Source organism: Maribacter flavus (assembly GCF_008386635.1).
In the GTDB taxonomy this organism is placed as follows: Bacteria; Bacteroidota; Bacteroidia; order Flavobacteriales; family Flavobacteriaceae; genus Maribacter; species Maribacter flavus.
Genome location: NZ_VUOE01000002.1, coordinates 1,099,033 through 1,117,371 on the forward strand (window position 1 = coordinate 1,099,033; position 18,339 = coordinate 1,117,371).

An 18,339-nucleotide genomic window follows, 5' to 3' on the forward strand; every position below is an offset into this window, starting at 1 on the left:
TTTTTTGCTTCGTTTTTTTATCAAGAAAAAAATGAAGGGAAAGCCTCGAGTATCGATGCAATCTAAATATCCGGCAATTATTATGTTAAGAATTATGTCATTGGTAGTGGTGGCCTGAAAGAGACGCTATATCGAGAACCCATTGCCTTCGCTCAAGGAAGGCTCCTTTGGCCCATAAAAAGGTTTTCGATACAATTTTTCTTCATTGCATTGCGAAAAATCACTCGAACTGACCCATTGGTCAAGGTGACAGATTCAAAATGAAGAACGGGTTCACTTTAGTATACTTTTTAAGATTTGGGCCATATCGTTCGCGCGCCTTTTTACTTCGGCCTCCGTCCAACTTAATTTTATTAGATAGGAGATTGTTCTGCCAATCCAATGGTCGGATTCGGAGAAATCTGATTTGGAATAATTCGGAAGGTTGTTTTTGACTTCATCCGGCAATTTGCCCAAGGAAGTCAGGTTCGTTAGATGTTCCCATTTTCGATAATAATGCCAGTTATTGTCATACCAATAAAAACAGGCATCCACGCCCCCATCACCCAATGCGGTATGTGCTTTTTTGGCCAGTGCTTCCGTTGGAAGGAAAAAATTTAAAAAGGAATAATTCTGAATCCCACCGGCTGGAATCCTTCTAAAACCAATACCTTCAATCCCCTTTAATGCGTCGTACAAGACCCTGTAATGTTTCTCCTGAATTTCCAAGAAATCATCCAGGCGCTGGATCTGAGCGCACCCCACGGCCGCGTTTAGTTCCGAAATTCTATAATTATACCCCAAAAAGGGATGGGATTCCGTTCCTCGGTTATTCCCTACATGATCATGGCCATGATCGGAATAATAATCCGCATTTCTATGATAATCGGCATTATTGGTAATCAAGGCCCCTCCTTCCCCACAGGTGATTGTTTTTACATAATCAAAGGAAAAACAGCCCAAATCCCCATAACTACCCAAAGGTTTGCCCTGATAACTGCCCCCAATGGCCTGACAGGCATCTTCTAAAAGAATAAGATTATGCTTTTCACAAAGGGCCTTTAATGGCTTTAAATCGGCCATGGAACCGCACATATGCACCGGCATGATTACCTTCGTTTTGGGTGTGATGGCTTTTTCTACTGCGGATGGTTTCAGGGTTAGCGTATCGTCCACATCTACCAAAACAGGGACGGCGCCTAAAGCTAAAACCGACTCAAAACTGGCCACAAAGGTAAAGGTGGGCAGGATCACCTCGTCCCCCGCTCCCACGCCCGCACTGGCCAAGGCCACCGTCAAGGCCGCCGTGCCACTGCTCACTACCTGCGCATGCGCAACCTGCATTCTCGCACATAAGGCCGCTTCCAGTTCCTTGGCCTTCCAATGTCCCTTGCGGGGGCCATCAAATCCGTAGCGCATCAAGACGCCCGTATCCAGGACCTCGTTGACGCTTTGCTTTTCCTTTTCCCCAAATAATTCGAAACCTGGCATATGCTTATTTTAAAATGAGAAGATACTTATTTTTGCTTGGATGTAAAATGCCGATAGATTTCCAGCTTTTCCTCTTGGGTAAACTCCTTTGCAGAAAACCAATCATGGGCGGCAATTTTTTCGTTCTCAATTTGCGCCTTTCGGATAGCCTCCAAAGAAACCAGGTGCCAATGTGCACCCTTTTTTCTGGAAACGGAATAGCCAATATCCTCCGTAATGTAGGAAGTCTTGGGATGGTTCACTAATCGAACGCCATTCTTCAACACTGCCAAGGTCTTGGTCAGGGAAACTACCTCAGAGAAGGAATACCTAACAAAGTCCGTAAAACCATTTTGCCGTGTATTATAAACCTTATCGCCTACTTTTAACTTTTCCATTCGTTTAAAAGTTTGCAAAAATAAAAGTTGATCGCTTTTCCACCGAACGGTTATGAACGGAACTTATCAACAGAAAGCCCCATTTACATCGCTCAGGCTTTTGAATTTAGACTGATTCCATTTAAGGGGTTGATGTTCATATTCTTACAGCCTTTCATTAACTTTACAATCTGTGAACAAATTAGCTTCCATAGTACTTTCGGCCATAATCCTATTACAAACGATTGGCCTTCATACAGACGATTTGGTGCAAATCGATGAATTCATCGAACATGCCAAATTTCACAGCGAACAGTATGGCGATAACGTACTGGTCTTTATATCCAAACACTACGGGGAATTGAAAGCTGAACACGAACAAGAGCACCAAGAGGAAAAGGAGGACCATGAACAGCTCCCCTTTCAGCATCATTCCCATTTGAGTTCCATCATTGTCTATACCCAAAATCCCGTGAATGCGGAATTGGAAACCCCAATCATCACGGAGTATAAGGACTCCAATTTTTATTATCAGGCACCCTCTTCATCATCGCATACAAAAGGACTGCTACAGCCACCACGGCATTCATAAAGTAATCAGTTTACACTTTAATTCCGAATGGTACTATTCGGACAATTTTAATGTTGATTATTTTATGACACATGCTTTCACAAATTATTAATTTCAGTATCAAGAACAAGTTCATTGTTCTGCTATTTACCTGTTTTATTATAGGTTTTGGGATGTACTCCCTCACTAAAATACCCATTGGTGCGGTTCCCGATGTAACGAATAACCAAGTACAGGTAATCACTACATCAAGAAACCTTTCCACACAGGATATAGAACAGTTCATCACCTATCCGGTAGAGTTGGAAATGGCAAATTTACCGGGTGTGAAGGAAATCCGGTCGGTTTCCAAATTTGGACTTTCCGTGGTCACCATCGTTTTTGAGGACGAAATGGGTACCTATTTACCCCGACAGTTGATCGCCGAAAAAATAAAATCGGCCTCCGAAAAAATCCCATCCAACTTTGGCACACCCGAAATGGGACCCATCACCACGGGCTTAGGAGAAATCTACCAATATATCCTGGACGTAAAACCGGAATATAAAGATCAATATACGGCCGAGGACCTAAGGACCATCCAGGATTGGATCGTAAAAAGACAGCTCTCCGGAATTCCCGGTGTGGTAGAGGTCAACACCTGGGGTGGCTTTTTAAAGCAGTATGAAGTTGCCATAAACACCGAAAAACTCAATGCGATGGACATCACCGCCCAAGAGGTATTCCAAGCGGTGGAGACCAACAATAGTGTTGCAGGTGGCGGGTATATAGAAAAAGTAAACCAAGCCTTTTTCATCAGAGGGGAAGGTTTAGTGAACTCCCTTGAGGATATCGAAAATATCGTTGTAAAAAATGAGGGTGGCGTTCCTGTATATATAAAGGACGTGGCCAAAGTGGGTTTTGGAAACGCAACCCGATTTGGCGCCATTACGGGCAACGGTGAAGGTGAAAAGGTACTGGGCCAAGTGATGATGCTAAAAGACGCGAATTCCAAAAAGGTAATCGAGGCCGTGAAGGAACGGGTGGCCAATATCGCAAAATCCTTACCGGAGGGTGTGTATATCAATGCCTTTTTGGACCGCAGCGAGCTTATTGCCAAAACGACTTTTACCGTGACTGAAAATCTCATCCTGGGCTGTATGATCGTTATTTTTGTGGTGGTTCTGTTGCTAGGAAATTTTAGGTCGGGATTGGTAGTGGCATCGGTTATCCCGCTCTGTTTGTTGTTCGCGCTTTCGCTGATGTACATTTTTGGCGTGGACGCCAATTTGATGAGTTTGGGTGCCATCGATTTTGGAATTATCATAGATGGTGCCGTCATCATTGTGGAATTCATCGCGTTCAATGTCACCAAAAAAAGAGCGGAGCTTTCCAGTATGACAAGGTCAGAGCAACAAGCGCTCAGGGACAGCATCACCTACACAGGGGCCAACAAAATGATGAATTCCGCCATTTTTGGCCAGTTGATCATCCTGATCGTTTTTATCCCCATACTTTCATTGAGCGGTGTGGAAGGCAAAATGTTCAAGCCCATGGCCCTCACCTTCAGTTTCGCGTTGATAGGCGCCATGATCTTCTGTTTCACCTACGTCCCCGTAGTATCCTCCTTGTTCTTAAAACCCTCCAAAGCAACCGATAAAAATATCTCCGTTCGGTTGATGCATTGGTTAACCAAAAAATACGACCCCATTATCGATTGGGCCTTACGCAGTAAAAAAATAGTTTTAGGCTTTGCCGCGGTGCTTTTGGCGATTGCCATTTCCTTGTATATGTCCATGGGAGGGGAATTCGTCCCCACCTTGGATGAAGGGGATTTTGTTATCCAACCCGTGTTAAAGACCGGTACCTCACTCAGTAATACGGTAGAAATCACCACGGAAATTGAAAGCATCCTTTTGGAACAATTCCCGGAAGTGAAGCAGGTGGTCACCAGAATTGGTGCTGCGGAAGTACCTACCGATCCCATGTCCATGGAGGAGAGCGACGTCATTATCGTGTTGAATCCGAAGGAGGAATGGACATCGGCGGAATCCAAGGATGAGCTCGCCGATAAGTTCAAGGAAGCCCTGTCCGTCATTCCGGGTATGGAGGTGGAATTTACCCAACCTATTGAAATGCGTTTTAATGAACTGATAACGGGGGTTCGTGCCGATATTGCCATTAAAATATTCGGTGAAAACCTGGACATCCTTGCCAAAAAAGGAAAGGAAATTGGCGACCTGATACAAAACGTACCCGGTGCCGCCGATATTTCCGTGGAAAAAATTGCGGGCCTACCCGAAATGAACGTGAACTACAATCGGTCCAAGATTGCCCGATACGGTCTCAACATCCAAGAGCTGAACGACATGATTTCCATGGGCTTTGCCGGAAAAACGGCCGGGAGCGTTTTTGAAGGGGAAAAGAAGTTCGATTTGGTCATTCGATTGGACAGTGAAAAGCGCCGTGACATCGACAACCTCAAAAATCTCTATGTGGACCTTCCCGCTGGAGGTAAGATTCCGTTGAGCGAACTGGCGGAAATCAGCTACCAAAAAGGTGCGGCCAAGATTTCCAGGGACGATACGCGCCGGCGCATCGTTGTGGGTATCAACGTACGTAATAGGGACTTGCAGTCCGTAGTGGACGATGTTAGAAAGCTTATCGATGATAACATCAACCTTCCAGTGGGTTATTCGATAACCTACGGAGGTCAATTCGAAAACCTGCAAAGTGCGAAATCAAGATTGATGATCGCCGTACCCATTGCCTTGATACTTATTTTCATACTGCTGTACTTCGCCTTTAAATCGGTCAAGGAAGCTTTAATGATCTATTCCGCCATCCCATTGGCGGCCGTGGGCGGTGTGTTTTTGTTATGGATACGGGGATTGCCCTTTAGTATTTCGGCCGGGGTAGGTTTTATCGCCCTTTTTGGTATTGCGGTGCTCAACGGTATCGTACTGATAGAACATTTCAAGGAATTGAAAGCTTTGGGGAAATTTGATAGCCTGAACGATTTGATCAAGGAAGGGGCCAAGGACAGGCTCAGGGCGGTGCTCTTGACAGCATCGGCAGCCGCATTGGGCTTTTTACCCATGGCCATTTCTACCAATGCAGGGGCCGAAGTACAGCGCCCCTTGGCAACCGTAGTTATTGGCGGTCTGATTACGGCCACTATATTGACCCTAGTAGTATTGCCTGTTTTGTATTCCTATCTAAGCAGTCATATAGAGAAAAAAAGTATGGGCCTTTCAAAACAGACCAATCTTGTTATAGGTCTTTTGGTCCTTTTTGGGTCATTCCAAGCGAAAGCCCAACAACCGACCAAGAATTTGGAGGCACTGATACCCATGGCGATTGAAAACAATGCGGGTCTAAAGGCATATCAATTGGGTATGGAAGCATCGGATGCTTTTGTGAACAGCGCCTTCGATTTTGATAAAACGGATGTGTATTACGCCTATGACGAAAACAATTTGGCCCTGAACAATTTGCCCATAAGGGTTTTTGGGGTGGCACAGACGTTCGACTTTCCAACGGTCTATTTTTCACGAAGAAGGGTGAACAAGGAGCTGTACAATCTGGCCAAAAGCAATTTTGACATCCAATCCAAAAATTTGGAAAGAGCGGTCGTAGCCGGATATTATGAATATCAGGTAGCCCGTGAAATGGCCGATGTATTTAAAATTTTGGACAGTCTCTACGGTAATTTTTCCAAAATGGCCTCTAGGCGTTTTGAACTGGGCGAAACTAATTATTTGGAGAAGATAACGGCCTCCTCGAAACAGCGTCAGATACAATTGAAATTCACCGAAGCGCAGCAAAACGTGGAAATTGCCCATAAGAATTTGATGATGGTCATTCAGGCCAAGGACAGTCTTTCCATTGCCAATGAGACCCTACTGAAAGTTCCTTTAAAGGACGTTGTGTTGAACGCAAGTCCGGAAATCGCCTATTATCAGCATCAAATTGGGTTAAGAAAGGCCGAGAAGAACCTGGAAAGCCAACAGTTATTACCCAATATTGGCGTGGAGTACTTTCAAGGTACCAATGATGGGATTTCCGGGAATTTGCACGGCTACCAACTGGGCCTAAAGATTCCCTTGTTTTTTGGGGGCAAGGCCTCTAAGATAAAATCAGCAAAAATAGCGGAGCAGAGTGCAGAGGCGGCATATAGAAATTATGAAATAGAACTTGGCACCAAATTGGCTACCTTAAAAAATCAGCTTCAAGTACTTTCAAATTCCTTGGAATATTATGAAACCGAGGGCGGCCAACTGTCCGATGAAATTTTAAAAATGGCAAATAGCAGTTTCCAAAATGGCGAAATCGATTTTTATCAGTACATACAGAGTTTGGAAAGCGCCTACGACGTTAAACTGGAATACCTAACCAAGTTAAAAGAATACAATGCGACCGTTGTTGCCATCAATTACCTAACCTTATAATTAATACACCATGAAATCATATATATATTACTTTCTAACACTGGTACTTTTAGCGGGCGTTACAGGATGTGGCGAAAAAAGCAGTACCAACGAAACTTCGGTAGAAACTGAAATATCCTCTTTTATAGAGGTAACCCAGGCACAATATGACCAACTGGGCATGGAAATGGGAAGCATAACAGAAAAATCATTTCCGGTTAGGGTAAGCGTAAACGGAATGATAGACGTACCGCCAGAAAATAGGGCGATGGTAAACGCCACCATGGGCGGCTATATTAAAACCACGCCATTTTTAATCGGGGACAAGGTAAGCAAAGGGCAAACCTTGGTGACCTTGGAGAATCCTGAATTTGTGAGCCTTCAACAGCAATATCTGGAAGTGAACGAACAACTTTCGTTTTTGAAGGCCGAGTATGAACGGCATACCATCATGTCCGAAGAAAACATCACCTCACAAAAGAATTTTTTGAAATCGGAGAGCGATTATAAATCGGCTTTGGCACGGCATAGTGGCTTACAAAAGCAATTGCAGATGCTGAACATTTCACCGGAACAGGTCAAAAACGGTACAATCGTTTCCACGGTGTCGATTAAAGCGCCCATTTCCGGCAGTATTACCAAAGTCAACGTAACTAAGGGAAGCTATGTTTCGCCAGCCACGGCCATTATGGAAATCATCAATAATGACCATGTTCATTTGGAACTATCGGTATTTGAGAAGGACATCATGAAGGTAAAGAAAGGACAAAAAATTACCTTTAGGATTCCAGAAGCATCTGGAGACACCTTCCATGCCAAAGTCTATCTGGTGGGCACCTCCATTGATGCGAATAGGACCATAAAGGTACATGGGCATTTGGAGGACGAAGGCAAGGAAAAGTTCCTAACGGGCATGTTCGTGGAAGCGAACATCATAACGGACGATATCCAGGAAAAAGCCTTGCCCAGTAATGCCATCGTAACCATAGATAACATTCCCAACGTTTTGATTTTTGAAAAAAAGGAAGGGGACGTATATTATTTTTCGCAAAAAGAAGTTTCTGTAGATGAAGAACTGGATGGTTTCTCCGTGATTAAAGAAGCCAACAGTTTTGCACCCAACACCCAATTTTTGACAAAAGGCACGTATAACCTGATTGGGGAATAAGGTAACCTATTCTAACCGAAAGCTTTTGGTACAGGAATTGACAAAGGGTAACATAAAAAAGATATGAACTTAAAAATAAAACTGCTTACCATTTTATTCGTTGCAGGACTGACAAGTCTTTTTGGCCAGGAATGGCAAACCGATTTCAACACGGCGCAACAAATCGCCCAAGAGAAATACAGACCGATTATCTTGGTGTTCCAGGGTTCGGATTGGTGCGCGCCCTGCATTAAACTGGACCGCGAGGTCTGGAGTACGGATGAATTCCAAAAATACGCCAAGGACCATTACGTAATGCTCCAAGCGGACTTTCCCCGAAAAAAACAGAACGCCTTACCCGAAGATCGGGCCAGGGCCAATGCCCAGCTTGCAGAACAGTATAATAAGAACGGCATCTTTCCTTTTGTGGTCGTCATGGACGCACAAGGAAAGGTAAAAGGTGAGACCAGTTATAAAAAAATGAACCCAAAGGATTATATACAACTTTTGGATTCCTTTACGGAATAATTTGAAAAAGATACTCTTTATTTGCGTCCTACTGACCTCGTGGTTGGCCCTATCGCAGCAAAACTTTCAGCGGACCCTGAAAATGATGGGCAGCCGATTCGACATTACCGTAGTTGCCACCGACTCCGTTACTGCCAGTGGATATATTGATTTGGCCGTCGCTGAAATCAGCCGGATCGAAAAATTGATTTCCTCTTGGGACCCCAATTCCCAAACCTCGGAAATTAATAGGAATGCGGGCATCAGGCCCGTTACCGTAGATGCTGAACTTTTTGAACTCATTCAAAGGGCTATTGGGTTATCCAAATTGACGGACGGTGCTTTTGACATCAGCTATGCCTCCATGGACCGAATCTGGAAATTCGATGGCAGCATGAAAGTCATGCCCAGCGAAGCAGATATAGCGGCGTCCGTATCGAAAGTCGGGTTTCAAAACATTGTATTGGATCCAGACGAAAGTACCGTTTTCCTAAAATTGGAGGGGATGAAAATTGGGTTCGGGGCCATAGGCAAAGGCTATGCGGCGGACAAGGCCAAGCAATTGTTAATGGATCAGGGAGTGGAAGCTGGCATCATAAACGCATCCGGCGATATGAACACGTGGGGAAAACAGGCCAACGACGAAAATTGGAAGGTGGCGATTACCAACCCTATGGACAAAAACAAGGTTTTTGCCCTGCTACCGATAATCGATGGTGCCGTGGTCACCTCTGGGGACTATGAACGCTACGTAAACTTTAACGGAAAACGCTATGCCCACATCATTGACCCGCGAACGGGCTATCCGGCCACGGGAATCATCAGTGTGACCGTTTTTGCCCCTAAAGCGGAACTGGCGGATGCGCTTGCGACATCGGTCTTTGTCATGGGAACGGAAATTGGATTGGACAGAATCAATCAGTTGCCCAAGGTGGAATGCATCATCATAGATGACAAGGGAAACATTTCAAAATCGGACCATATCAAAATAGACAAATTATGATAAAAAAATTGCTGATGCTAGGACTCATGGGCGTTTGCCTAGGTAGCTGCGTCGTAGTCAAGGAATACGAAAAAGTAAATATCAACGATCCGGATATGATTCTGGCCGATCAACCTTGTGACCGAAATGTGACCACCATGCACTCTTACAGGGAAGCGGCGGCAGGAGCCAACGGTGGAAAAACAGGTGGCGGTTGCGGCTGTAACTAAGGAATCCTAGAACTGTTCACTATGACCCATTTAAAAAATTTAGTACTTGTCTTTTTGTTGGGCATTGGGTGCTGGGCATCCGCCCAGGATACGGGCAATGTCCAAACCTATAAAAAAAGGGTATTGGAAACCACGGAGGTCGATTTCCTTTCCAGCTACTATGCCCAAACGGGTGACAATGCCGCCGTTAGTGGTGGGATAGGCACCGAAGAACTTACAGACGCCACGGGTACTTTTGTGGTATCCATTCCCTTGAACGACGACGATGTGCTCACCATAGATGCGGGGGTATCCGCCTATACGTCGGCATCCTCCAGTAACATCGACCCCTTTGATGGCGTACGCCGGGCGGATCCTTTCGTGGCCAGTTCCGGGGCTTCCAGCGGGGACGTTTGGGTGAATTTGACGGGATCTTACTCCCACAGTTCGGATGACCGCAACAACATCGTTTCCGGGAAACTTTCGGTTTCATCGGAGTATGATTATTTCTCGATCGGTTTCGGCGGAAGTTATTCCAGGCTCTTCAACGAAAAAAATACGGAACTGAGCCTCAATGCCACCGTTTATCTGGATTCTTGGAACACCATTTACCCTTTTGAATTAAGGCCCTTTGGGAACAATGGCATTGGGTTTTTTAGACCGACGGAAATTACCGGCAATGTAAACTATAGCCCAAATTTTACCGAATTCGAGAAAACGAACCGGAATTCCTATACCTTTGGATTGGGCTTTTCACAGATATTGCATAAAAACCTTCAGGGCTCGCTCGCCCTGGATCTTGTACAACAACAAGGACTGCTTTCCACCCCTTTTCAGCGCGTCTATTTTAGCGATGTGGCGGATTCCTTTATCGAGGGTTTTCAATTGGCGGATGACGTGGAGCGCCTACCCGATAGCCGGTTCAAGATTGCCATGGGCGGAAGGCTGAATTGGTTCCTGAACCAATCGATAACCGTACGTACCTTCTACCGCTATTATTTGGACGATTGGGGCATCCATTCCCATACGGCCAGTGTGGAGGTACCCGTAAAAATTTCGGATACATTCACGCTGTACCCCTCCTATCGCTATTACCAACAAACCGCGGCGGACTACTTTGGGGGCTACGAAACACATCTATCCACGCAGGAGTTCTATACATCCGATTTTGATTTGTCTCAATACGTAGCCAACCAATTTGGTTTTGGGGTTTCCTATACGGATATTTTTACCCAACTGCATATTTGGGAATTCGGCTTTAAGGGCTTCGACCTGAAATTTTACAAATACGACCGCGATACCACCTTTGGCTCCTACATCGTTACCGGAGGTTTTACCTTTGTGATGGACTGATGTGCGGTACGTAGTTTTCTAGATCGTTAAATTTCCCGCCAGTTGCTTGAGGATGATTTCGGAGAGTTTTGCCTGGAATTTGGCATTGCTGAACCGTACCTTGGCATTGATATAATTTAGTTGGGCCGTCCTGAACTCAATGGGAGGGATAATCCCGATGCGGTACTTTTCTACCGTAATATCCAAATTCTCCTTGGCAATGGCCTCATTGTTCCCCTCAAGATCGATCAAGCTCATGTTGGTCAGGTAGGTCTGATAGGTAGTTCCCAGGGTAGTCAATAAGTCCTGCTTTTGCTGGGCGATGGCCACTTCCGAGTTTTCTATCTGCAATTTCCCTATTTTCTCGTCCCTGTTTTGGGTAAAGCCGTCAAATAGATTTAAGGTGGCTCCAAAGCCATAGCTGAAACCCTTGGAATTGGAAGATACGATAAAGCCCAAACTTGATTCCGACTCGCTAATGATATAACCTGTGGTTGCGGTGATGGTAGGCAACCTAGCGGCCTTGATCTGCTTCAATTCCAATTCAGAAATCCGCTTGCTTATCTGCGAGGCCATCAATTGCGGGTTTTCGCTCAAGACCTTGGTCTGTAGTTCAGGCAACAGCAGGGATTCGTCCACAAAAATTTCCGGGGCCACGGTAAAATCGGTTTCCAGGTCCCGCGCCAATTGTCGGTTTAGTTGGATTTTGGTATTCACGTACAGTTCCTTTTGGCGCTGCATCAGGGTTTCGTCCGTATTCAAATCCACCTGGGCGTTCAATACTTCCAATTTAGAGGCCTTCCCAATGGTAAACCTGTTTTGGGCCAATTCCACCCGTTGTTTTGAAATCAAAATGGTACTGTCCAACGCGGAAAGTTGCTGTTGTTGCTGCACCAAATCGTAATAGGTAATCATTACCTCACCTACGGTCGTCAATATGACCTGTTTCAGTTCCGCATCCCCCAAGTTCCTATTTTCCTTCAATTGCTCATAATTGGCGAACATTCGAAGGCCATCAAACAGCGTCCAGTCCAAGGCCACACCATAATTTAGGTTGTTGTTCACGGCATTGTCCAGTTCCTGTACGGTACCGTCCAAACGTACTTGCGATAGGTTGATGGTCCTATTATTGTCCGTTATACTGGCTTGCACGGCCGGAAGCATTCCGGCATACCCCGGACTCACCGCGTATTCATCAATCTTTAGGTCGTTTTTGGCCGTTCGTATCTGAAAGTTGTTTTCCAGGGCCAACTTCACGGTCTCATCGATGGTTAGCACTTCATCCTGTGCGGCGATACTAAAAATGTTCAGTAAAATAAAAATTGAACGTAAAGGGATTCGGTATGGCATTTTAATAGGTTTCTAATACTTTGAACTCGGGCCGTTCCACGCGATCCTTGGACCATAAATAATACAAGGCCGGAATTACGAATAAAGTGAGTACCAGTGAAAATAGGGTTCCTCCAATGATGACCACTCCCATGCCTATCCTACTGGTGGAGGCCGCACCCAGCGACAAGGCAATGGGCAAGGCGCCCAAGGCGATGGTCAAACTTGTCATCAGGATAGGACGCAAGCGGGATTCAGAGGCCTTGAAGATGGCCTCCCCTTTGGACATACCCTGTTCCCGGAGCTGGTTGGCAAATTCTACGATCAGGATACCGTTTTTGGTCACCAGACCTATCAACATGATGGTCCCAATCTGGCTGAATATGTTCCACGACTGACCGAACAACCATAAGGAGAACATGGCCCCTGCAACGGCCATAGGCACCGTCAATATGATGATAAAAGGGTCGATGAAGCTTTCAAACTGGGCCGCCAGAATAAGGAATATCAATAACAGGGCGAGCCCAAAGGCAAAAAGGGTATTGGAACTACTTTCCACAAAATCCCTGGATTCCCCTCCCAGATCGGTAGTGAAGGTTTCGTCCAATACTTTATCCTTGATCGCTTCCATGGCCTCGATACCATCGTTGATGGTCTTGCCCGGAGCCAAATTTGCGGAAACGGTGGCGGACATGTATCGGTTGTTGTGAAATAATTGAGGCGGACTGCTATGCTCCACCGTTTGTACCAAATTGTCCAGCTGAATCAACAATCCGGCATCGTTCCGTACGAAAATGGAGGTCAGGTCCACGGGTGCGTCCCTGTCCTTTTTATCGAACTGACCTATGACCTGATACTGCTTGCCGTTCATCAAAAAGTACCCAAAACGCTGTCCGCTTAGGGAAAGCTGTAAGGTCTGGGCCACATCACGTACGGAAACCCCTAAACTTTCCGCCTTTTCACGATCGATATTTACATAGATTTCCGGCTTGTCAAACTTTAGGTTTACGTCCACAAAGGAGAAGGTTTCATCCTGTTCCGCAAGGGCCATAAATTCCGGTATTTTTTCCTCCAATTTTTCAAAGTTCTGCGCCTGGATGATGAATTGGATAGGCGGCCCTCCCCTTCTGTTCACGGAAATGGTAGGCTTTTGGGATACATTGGATTTACCGCCTACATAGGTCTTGGCCCATCTACCCAAATCATTCGCAATGTCATTTTGGGAACGTTCCCGTTCACTGGGGTCCACAATGGCCATAAAGACCCTTCCACTGTTCACGGACGACGAACCGAACCCCGGCGAAGTCAGTACCAAACTCACCTTCTTTTCAGGGATGGAATCATTGATCATTTCCGTTATATCCGTCATTAATCGGTCCATATAGTCATAGGAAGAACCTTCTGGTGCGGTTACGCTTAGGCTTACAAAGCTTCGGTCCTCATACGGGGCGGTCTCTTTTGGAAGCAAGGTGTAAAAAAGTGCGATAAGCCCCAAACAAGCTATCAAAATGGGAAAGCTAAGCCATTTGCGCTTCATGAATCCCCGCAGGCTTTCGGCATAGGATTGGTTCATTTTTACAAAATACTTCTCCGTAAAATGATAGAATTTGGACTGTTTCTGCTTTCCGGGTTTGATCAAATAGGCATTCAACATCGGCGTCAAAGAAAGGGAAACAAAGGCGGACACCAATACGGCCGCCCCCAGAACCACCCCAAATTCCCGGAACAACCGGCCTACAAAGCCTTCCAAAAAAATCACGGGAAGGAAAACCGCTGCCAAGGTGATTGAAATGGAAATAACGGCGAAGAATATCTCGTTGGAGCCCTTAATGGCCGCTTCAATGGGATGCATGCCCTCTTCCACTTTTTTATAGATGTTTTCCGTGACCACAATACCATCGTCCACTACCAGACCGGTTGCCAGTACGATGGCCAATAGCGTCAATACATTTATGGAAAACCCGAACATCCACATGATGAAAAACGTGGCAATGAGGGAAACGGGAATGTCGATCAGGGGACGCAGGGCCATAGACCAGTTTCTAAAGAACAGATAGATGACCAGGATGACCAGAATGATGGATATCAACAAGGTTTCCCCTACTTCGGTTACGGCCTTTTTTACAAAAACCGTGTCGTCAATAACAACGTTTAACTTAAATCCCTCTGGTAAATCCTTTTTGAGCTTTTCGTACTCTTCGTAGAAGGCTTCGGCAATTTCCAGATAGTTGGTACCGGGTTGTGGAATAACGGCAGTCGCCACCATGGGCTGACCGGAATCGCTCATCTTGGTCTCCATGTTCTCCGCTTCCAACGTGGCCTTACCGATGTCGCTCAACCGTACCAATTTTTCACCTTCGGCCCGGATAATGATATCGTTGAACTGCTCCTCCGTCTGCAGGTTTCCAATGGTCTTTACGGCGAGTTCCGTATTTTCACCCGTTAGTTTGCCTGATGGCAGTTCCACATTCTGGGCCAAGAGGGCACTGCGCACATCGGCCACCGTTAATCCGTAAGAAGCCAATTTTATCGGGTCGATCCAAAGGCGCATGGCATACCTGCGCTGGCCCCAAATCTGTACACTACTCACTCCGGGAATGGTCTCTATCCTGGGCGTTATGACGTTTTCGGCATAATCTGACAATTCCAAAATGTTCCTATCGTCGCTCTGTACGGTCATGGAAAGGATCCGTTGCGCATCGGCATCCGACTTAGAGACCACCGGCGGAGCATCCAAGTCCTCAGGTAAACTCCGTAAGGCCTGGGAAACCTTATCCCGAACATCGTTGGCGGCATCCTCCAGATTCTTATCCAGATTGAACTCGATGCTGATGGAACTGGAACCCTGTACACTGGAAGAGGTAATGTTCCGTATGCCATCTATGGAGTTTATCGCCTTTTCCAACGGCTCCGTAATCTGTGACTCGATGATATCCGCATTGGCCCCGGCATAATTTGTCCGTACGGAAACCTGCGCAGGGTCTATGGATGGAAATTCCCGGATACCCAAATAGGTGTACCCGATGACCCCGAACAAGACCAAGGTAATGTTCATTACAATGGTAAGTACCGGCCGTTTTATACTAAGTGTGGACAGGTTCATTACTCGGCCGGGTTTTGATTGGATTCCTCTATCTCTACGTTCACCTCGGCACCGTTCTTTAAGGCCATGACCCCATAGGTCAATACGGTATCGCCTACGTTCAGCCCGGCAAGCACACGTACCTCAGAGCCTGTGCGGGCACCGATTTCCACATCGATTTCCTTGGCCTTTCCATTCTCCGCTACAAAAATTTTCTTCCCGTTCTGTACGGGTATCAGGGCCTCCGACGGAACCAAAAGCGCGTCATCGACGGTCTGTAGGGGCAACACCACATTGGCGTAGGCACCCGGGTACAACGTGCCGTCCAAATTATCCGCAACGGCCCGCATGCGCAAGGTTCTGGTGGCAATCTCTACCTCCGGTTCTATGGCGTAGATGGTGGCCGAGTAGTCCCTGGAGGCATCCGACGTTTTAAAGGTAAGGTTGGAGCCCTTTCGTATCTGGGAGGCATATTTTTCCGGAATGGAAAAGGTAATCTTCAACTGGTTCGTATTTACGAGCTTGGCGACCGGGGTGGTGGGAGTGACATAGGTCCCGACCGATATGGAGCGCAAGCCAATGGTGCCCGAAAAAGGTGCCCGAACGACCGTTTTGGACAATTGGGCCGAAATGAGGGAAGCCTCCGCGCTGGCCGACTGGAAATCGGCACTGGCGATGTCGTATTCTTCCTGACTGATCGCTTGCTTGTCCAACAACAATTGGGCCCTACGTTCATTTTCAGCGGCCAGTTTTTGGGCCGTTTTGGCTTTGGAAAGTTGGGCCTGAAGTTCCACATCGTCCACTTTAAAAAGTACCTGCCCCTCTGAAACCTTACTTCCTTCCTGAAAGTTGATGCTCTTTACGATGCCCGAAACCTCGCTCCGGATCTCAATTTGTTCATTGGCCTCCAAGGTACCGGAAAGCGAAATGGCATCATCGAATTTTCTGGGCTTTAGCACCATACCCTTCACGGTCGTCTTGGCGGTCTCATTGGCCGGTTTGGCCGATTGCCCGATAGCCGCATTGGCATTGATACGGTATACGATCATGCCTCCCAAACCCACGGCGAGCAGCACGTAAATGATATATTTGAACTTCATGTTAAAAAGGTGGTCGTTTGATTTTGTTGGTAACTCAAATCTAATTGTAATACGCTTTTGGTGGAAAAACTTATGTTTTATTTAACACCTGTTATCAAGTGCAATCGAGGAATAGTTAACTAAATATGCTCGAATTTGGGGATTTACTAAAAATAAAAGAGTGCTAGCGAATTGGTACAGGTTGTGTTAGCGGGAAAAAGGACGGATAGCAAATCTTAGCAGTCTGAATTACTTTTCAACGCGAAAGCTTTAATGCGGTAATAGAGCACGAGCATGATGCTTGCCCCGGCAAAGGTCATTTCGCAGCGTCTTTCGACTGTCGCTCAAGACAGGCTAAGCGACGAGAAATCTATTTTGAAATTGGATTTCCCGCACGCATGTTATACGGTTACCAATGACATAATTCTTAAAATAATAATTGCCGGATATTTAGATTGCATCTATACTCGTGGCTTTCCCTTCATTTTTTTCTTGATAAAAAAACGAAGCAATAAAATCAAGTTGAAAATAGGCAATTGCTGCGCACCATTCACTATCGGGTTTACATGCGTTGTGCTAGCGTACCGCACTTCCAACCCTTCTTTCATTATTGCTGATTTTCAACGGACAATACCAACTCTTATTTATAAGCATAGTACCACCATTGAAATCTACACACTCCGTTCAAAAAAATGTCATTCACATTTCAAAGAAAATTTTTTCCAATGGTTCAAAATGACTTTTTATTTCTTTTGCACGACCGCTATCGCATCGATCTCCACCTTCCATTCCGGCATACCCAAGGCCTCTACCCCCACCAAGGTGCTGGCGGGCATATCCTTATCGCCTAAAAGCTGTTTGCGAAGGGTTCTAAACGTTTTGATTATTGTCCTTTTTTGCATCGCCCAAAAAAGAACGAAAAAACGCTAGGCTGATTTTCCGCTTCTTGAAATTTACGGATTTTCCACGGCCGCAGCATCCAGACCGCTTGTACGTTGTCCAGTGCTCTTTGGATGCCTTCCTAGCACTATAGTGAAAACTCCTTAATTTCTATCGAAACGCAAAATAGGCCAGTTGCTATGCGCTAAAGTTAATTGTGCTGTTTCCTTCTCCGAAGAATAGAGGGGCAAAAGGGCTCCTCCCCTTAACCAAGGGGAGGTGGATTGTGCACCGCACAAGACGGAGGGGATTTTAACCCCACCCTAGTCAAAGAGGGTAGATTACTCTCTTCCTTCCACTACCGCTATCGCATCGATCTCCACCTTCCATTCCGGCTTACCCAAGGCCTCTACGCCCACCAAGGTGCTGGCGGGCATATCCTTGTCCCCTAAAAGCTGTTTGCGAACGGTTCTAAAGCTATCAAGATAGGAGGGTTGGTAATCCACAACATAGGTATTGTACTTGACCACGTCCTCAAAGCTGGCCCCTGAATGTTCCAAGGTTTTTAAGAGCCCCTCCAAAGCCTCATTTAACTGGCTTTCAAAATTGGGGCCCGTGCCCACTTGCCCGGAGATATGGATGGTCTTTATACCGTTCGCTTCCACCACCACCGCTTGGGAATACCCCGGACCGGGGTCTATGTAGGTTTTGGTAAGTGGGGTTTTGGCCCCGATAATTACCGGGGTATGCGGTTGGGATTTGTCCGTTTTATCTGTTTTGGGTTGGCAGGAGAACAAAAGTACCGCGAGGGCAATAAAAGGGAAGACATATTTCATTTGGATTTGTTTTTTGTTCGTTCTTGTGCGATTGGCTCTGCTATATTGTCCTTTCATTGGTCGGTTTATTAGTGGAACTGCCTAAATGATTTGGGGTAACGCGGCACGAGCATGATGCTCGCGCCAGCGATGGGGAAAGTAATTTTTTATT

The 18,339-nt window shown here is 46.0% G+C and carries 14 protein-coding genes; 7 read left to right on the top strand and 7 right to left on the bottom strand.

The window, feature by feature from the left end; genetic code table 11:
- Window positions 1-273: 273 nt before the first annotated feature.
- A complete protein-coding gene (locus F0361_RS15150) occupies window positions 274-1,470 on the bottom strand; it encodes a DegT/DnrJ/EryC1/StrS family aminotransferase (protein ID WP_154919828.1) in 1,197 nt (398 codons plus the stop codon).
- A 26-nt stretch (window positions 1,471-1,496) separates the two neighbouring features.
- Entirely contained in the window at window positions 1,497-1,847 is a 351-nt protein-coding gene (locus F0361_RS15155) for a pyruvate kinase (RefSeq protein ID WP_154919831.1), read from the bottom strand.
- Window positions 1,848-2,019: 172 nt separating this feature from the next.
- Here F0361_RS15155 and F0361_RS15160 point away from each other — a divergent pair, with 172 nt between their 5' ends.
- From F0361_RS15160 to F0361_RS15190, 7 genes are all read left to right on the top strand, one after another.
- On the top strand, window positions 2,020-2,418 hold the full coding sequence (locus F0361_RS15160; RefSeq protein WP_154919832.1) for a hypothetical protein: 399 nt from the start codon (window positions 2,020-2,022) through the stop codon (window positions 2,416-2,418).
- 71 nt (window positions 2,419-2,489) lie between these two features.
- Window positions 2,490-6,827 carry a CusA/CzcA family heavy metal efflux RND transporter gene (locus F0361_RS15165; protein WP_154919834.1) on the top strand — a complete coding sequence of 1,446 codons (4,338 nt, stop codon included), beginning with the start codon at window positions 2,490-2,492 and terminating at the stop codon, window positions 6,825-6,827.
- A 10-nt stretch (window positions 6,828-6,837) separates the two neighbouring features.
- Window positions 6,838-7,974, top strand: a complete 1,137-nt coding sequence (locus F0361_RS15170; protein WP_154919836.1) for an efflux RND transporter periplasmic adaptor subunit — start codon at window positions 6,838-6,840, stop codon at window positions 7,972-7,974.
- 63 nt (window positions 7,975-8,037) lie between these two features.
- Window positions 8,038-8,481, top strand: a complete 444-nt coding sequence (locus tag F0361_RS15175; RefSeq protein WP_154919839.1) for a thioredoxin family protein — start codon at window positions 8,038-8,040, stop codon at window positions 8,479-8,481.
- 1 nt (window position 8,482) lies between these two features.
- A complete protein-coding gene (locus tag F0361_RS15180) occupies window positions 8,483-9,463 on the top strand; it encodes an FAD:protein FMN transferase (RefSeq protein WP_154919841.1) in 981 nt (326 codons plus the stop codon).
- On the top strand, window positions 9,460-9,672 hold the full coding sequence (locus F0361_RS15185; RefSeq protein ID WP_138258397.1) for a DUF4266 domain-containing protein: 213 nt from the start codon (window positions 9,460-9,462) through the stop codon (window positions 9,670-9,672). Before F0361_RS15180 ends, F0361_RS15185 begins: the two co-directional genes overlap by 4 nt.
- Window positions 9,673-9,693: 21 nt before the next feature.
- Window positions 9,694-11,004 (top strand): DUF3570 domain-containing protein, encoded by a 1,311-nt coding sequence (locus F0361_RS15190; protein ID WP_154919844.1) that lies wholly within the window; start codon window positions 9,694-9,696, stop codon window positions 11,002-11,004.
- Between the two features lie 18 nt (window positions 11,005-11,022).
- On the opposite strand, the gene F0361_RS15195 is transcribed toward F0361_RS15190, so the two are convergent.
- The 5 genes from F0361_RS15195 to F0361_RS15215 all read right to left on the bottom strand — a co-directional run bounded on the left by F0361_RS15195 (window position 11,023) and on the right by F0361_RS15215 (window position 18,188).
- Entirely contained in the window at window positions 11,023-12,333 is a 1,311-nt protein-coding gene (locus F0361_RS15195) for a TolC family protein (protein WP_154919846.1), read from the bottom strand.
- Window position 12,334: 1 nt separating this feature from the next.
- Window positions 12,335-15,415, bottom strand: coding sequence for an efflux RND transporter permease subunit (locus tag F0361_RS15200; protein ID WP_154919848.1), 3,081 nt, complete (start codon window positions 15,413-15,415; stop codon window positions 12,335-12,337).
- Window positions 15,415-16,494 (bottom strand): efflux RND transporter periplasmic adaptor subunit, encoded by a 1,080-nt coding sequence (locus tag F0361_RS15205; protein WP_154919849.1) that lies wholly within the window; start codon window positions 16,492-16,494, stop codon window positions 15,415-15,417. The genes F0361_RS15200 and F0361_RS15205 overlap by 1 nt, the downstream gene beginning before the upstream one ends.
- Window positions 16,495-17,216: 722 nt before the next feature.
- Window positions 17,217-17,375, bottom strand: coding sequence for a RidA family protein (locus tag F0361_RS15210; protein ID WP_154919850.1), 159 nt, complete (start codon window positions 17,373-17,375; stop codon window positions 17,217-17,219).
- Between the two features lie 318 nt (window positions 17,376-17,693).
- On the bottom strand, window positions 17,694-18,188 hold the full coding sequence (locus tag F0361_RS15215; protein ID WP_161598248.1) for a RidA family protein: 495 nt from the start codon (window positions 18,186-18,188) through the stop codon (window positions 17,694-17,696).
- Window positions 18,189-18,339: the final 151 nt, after the last annotated feature.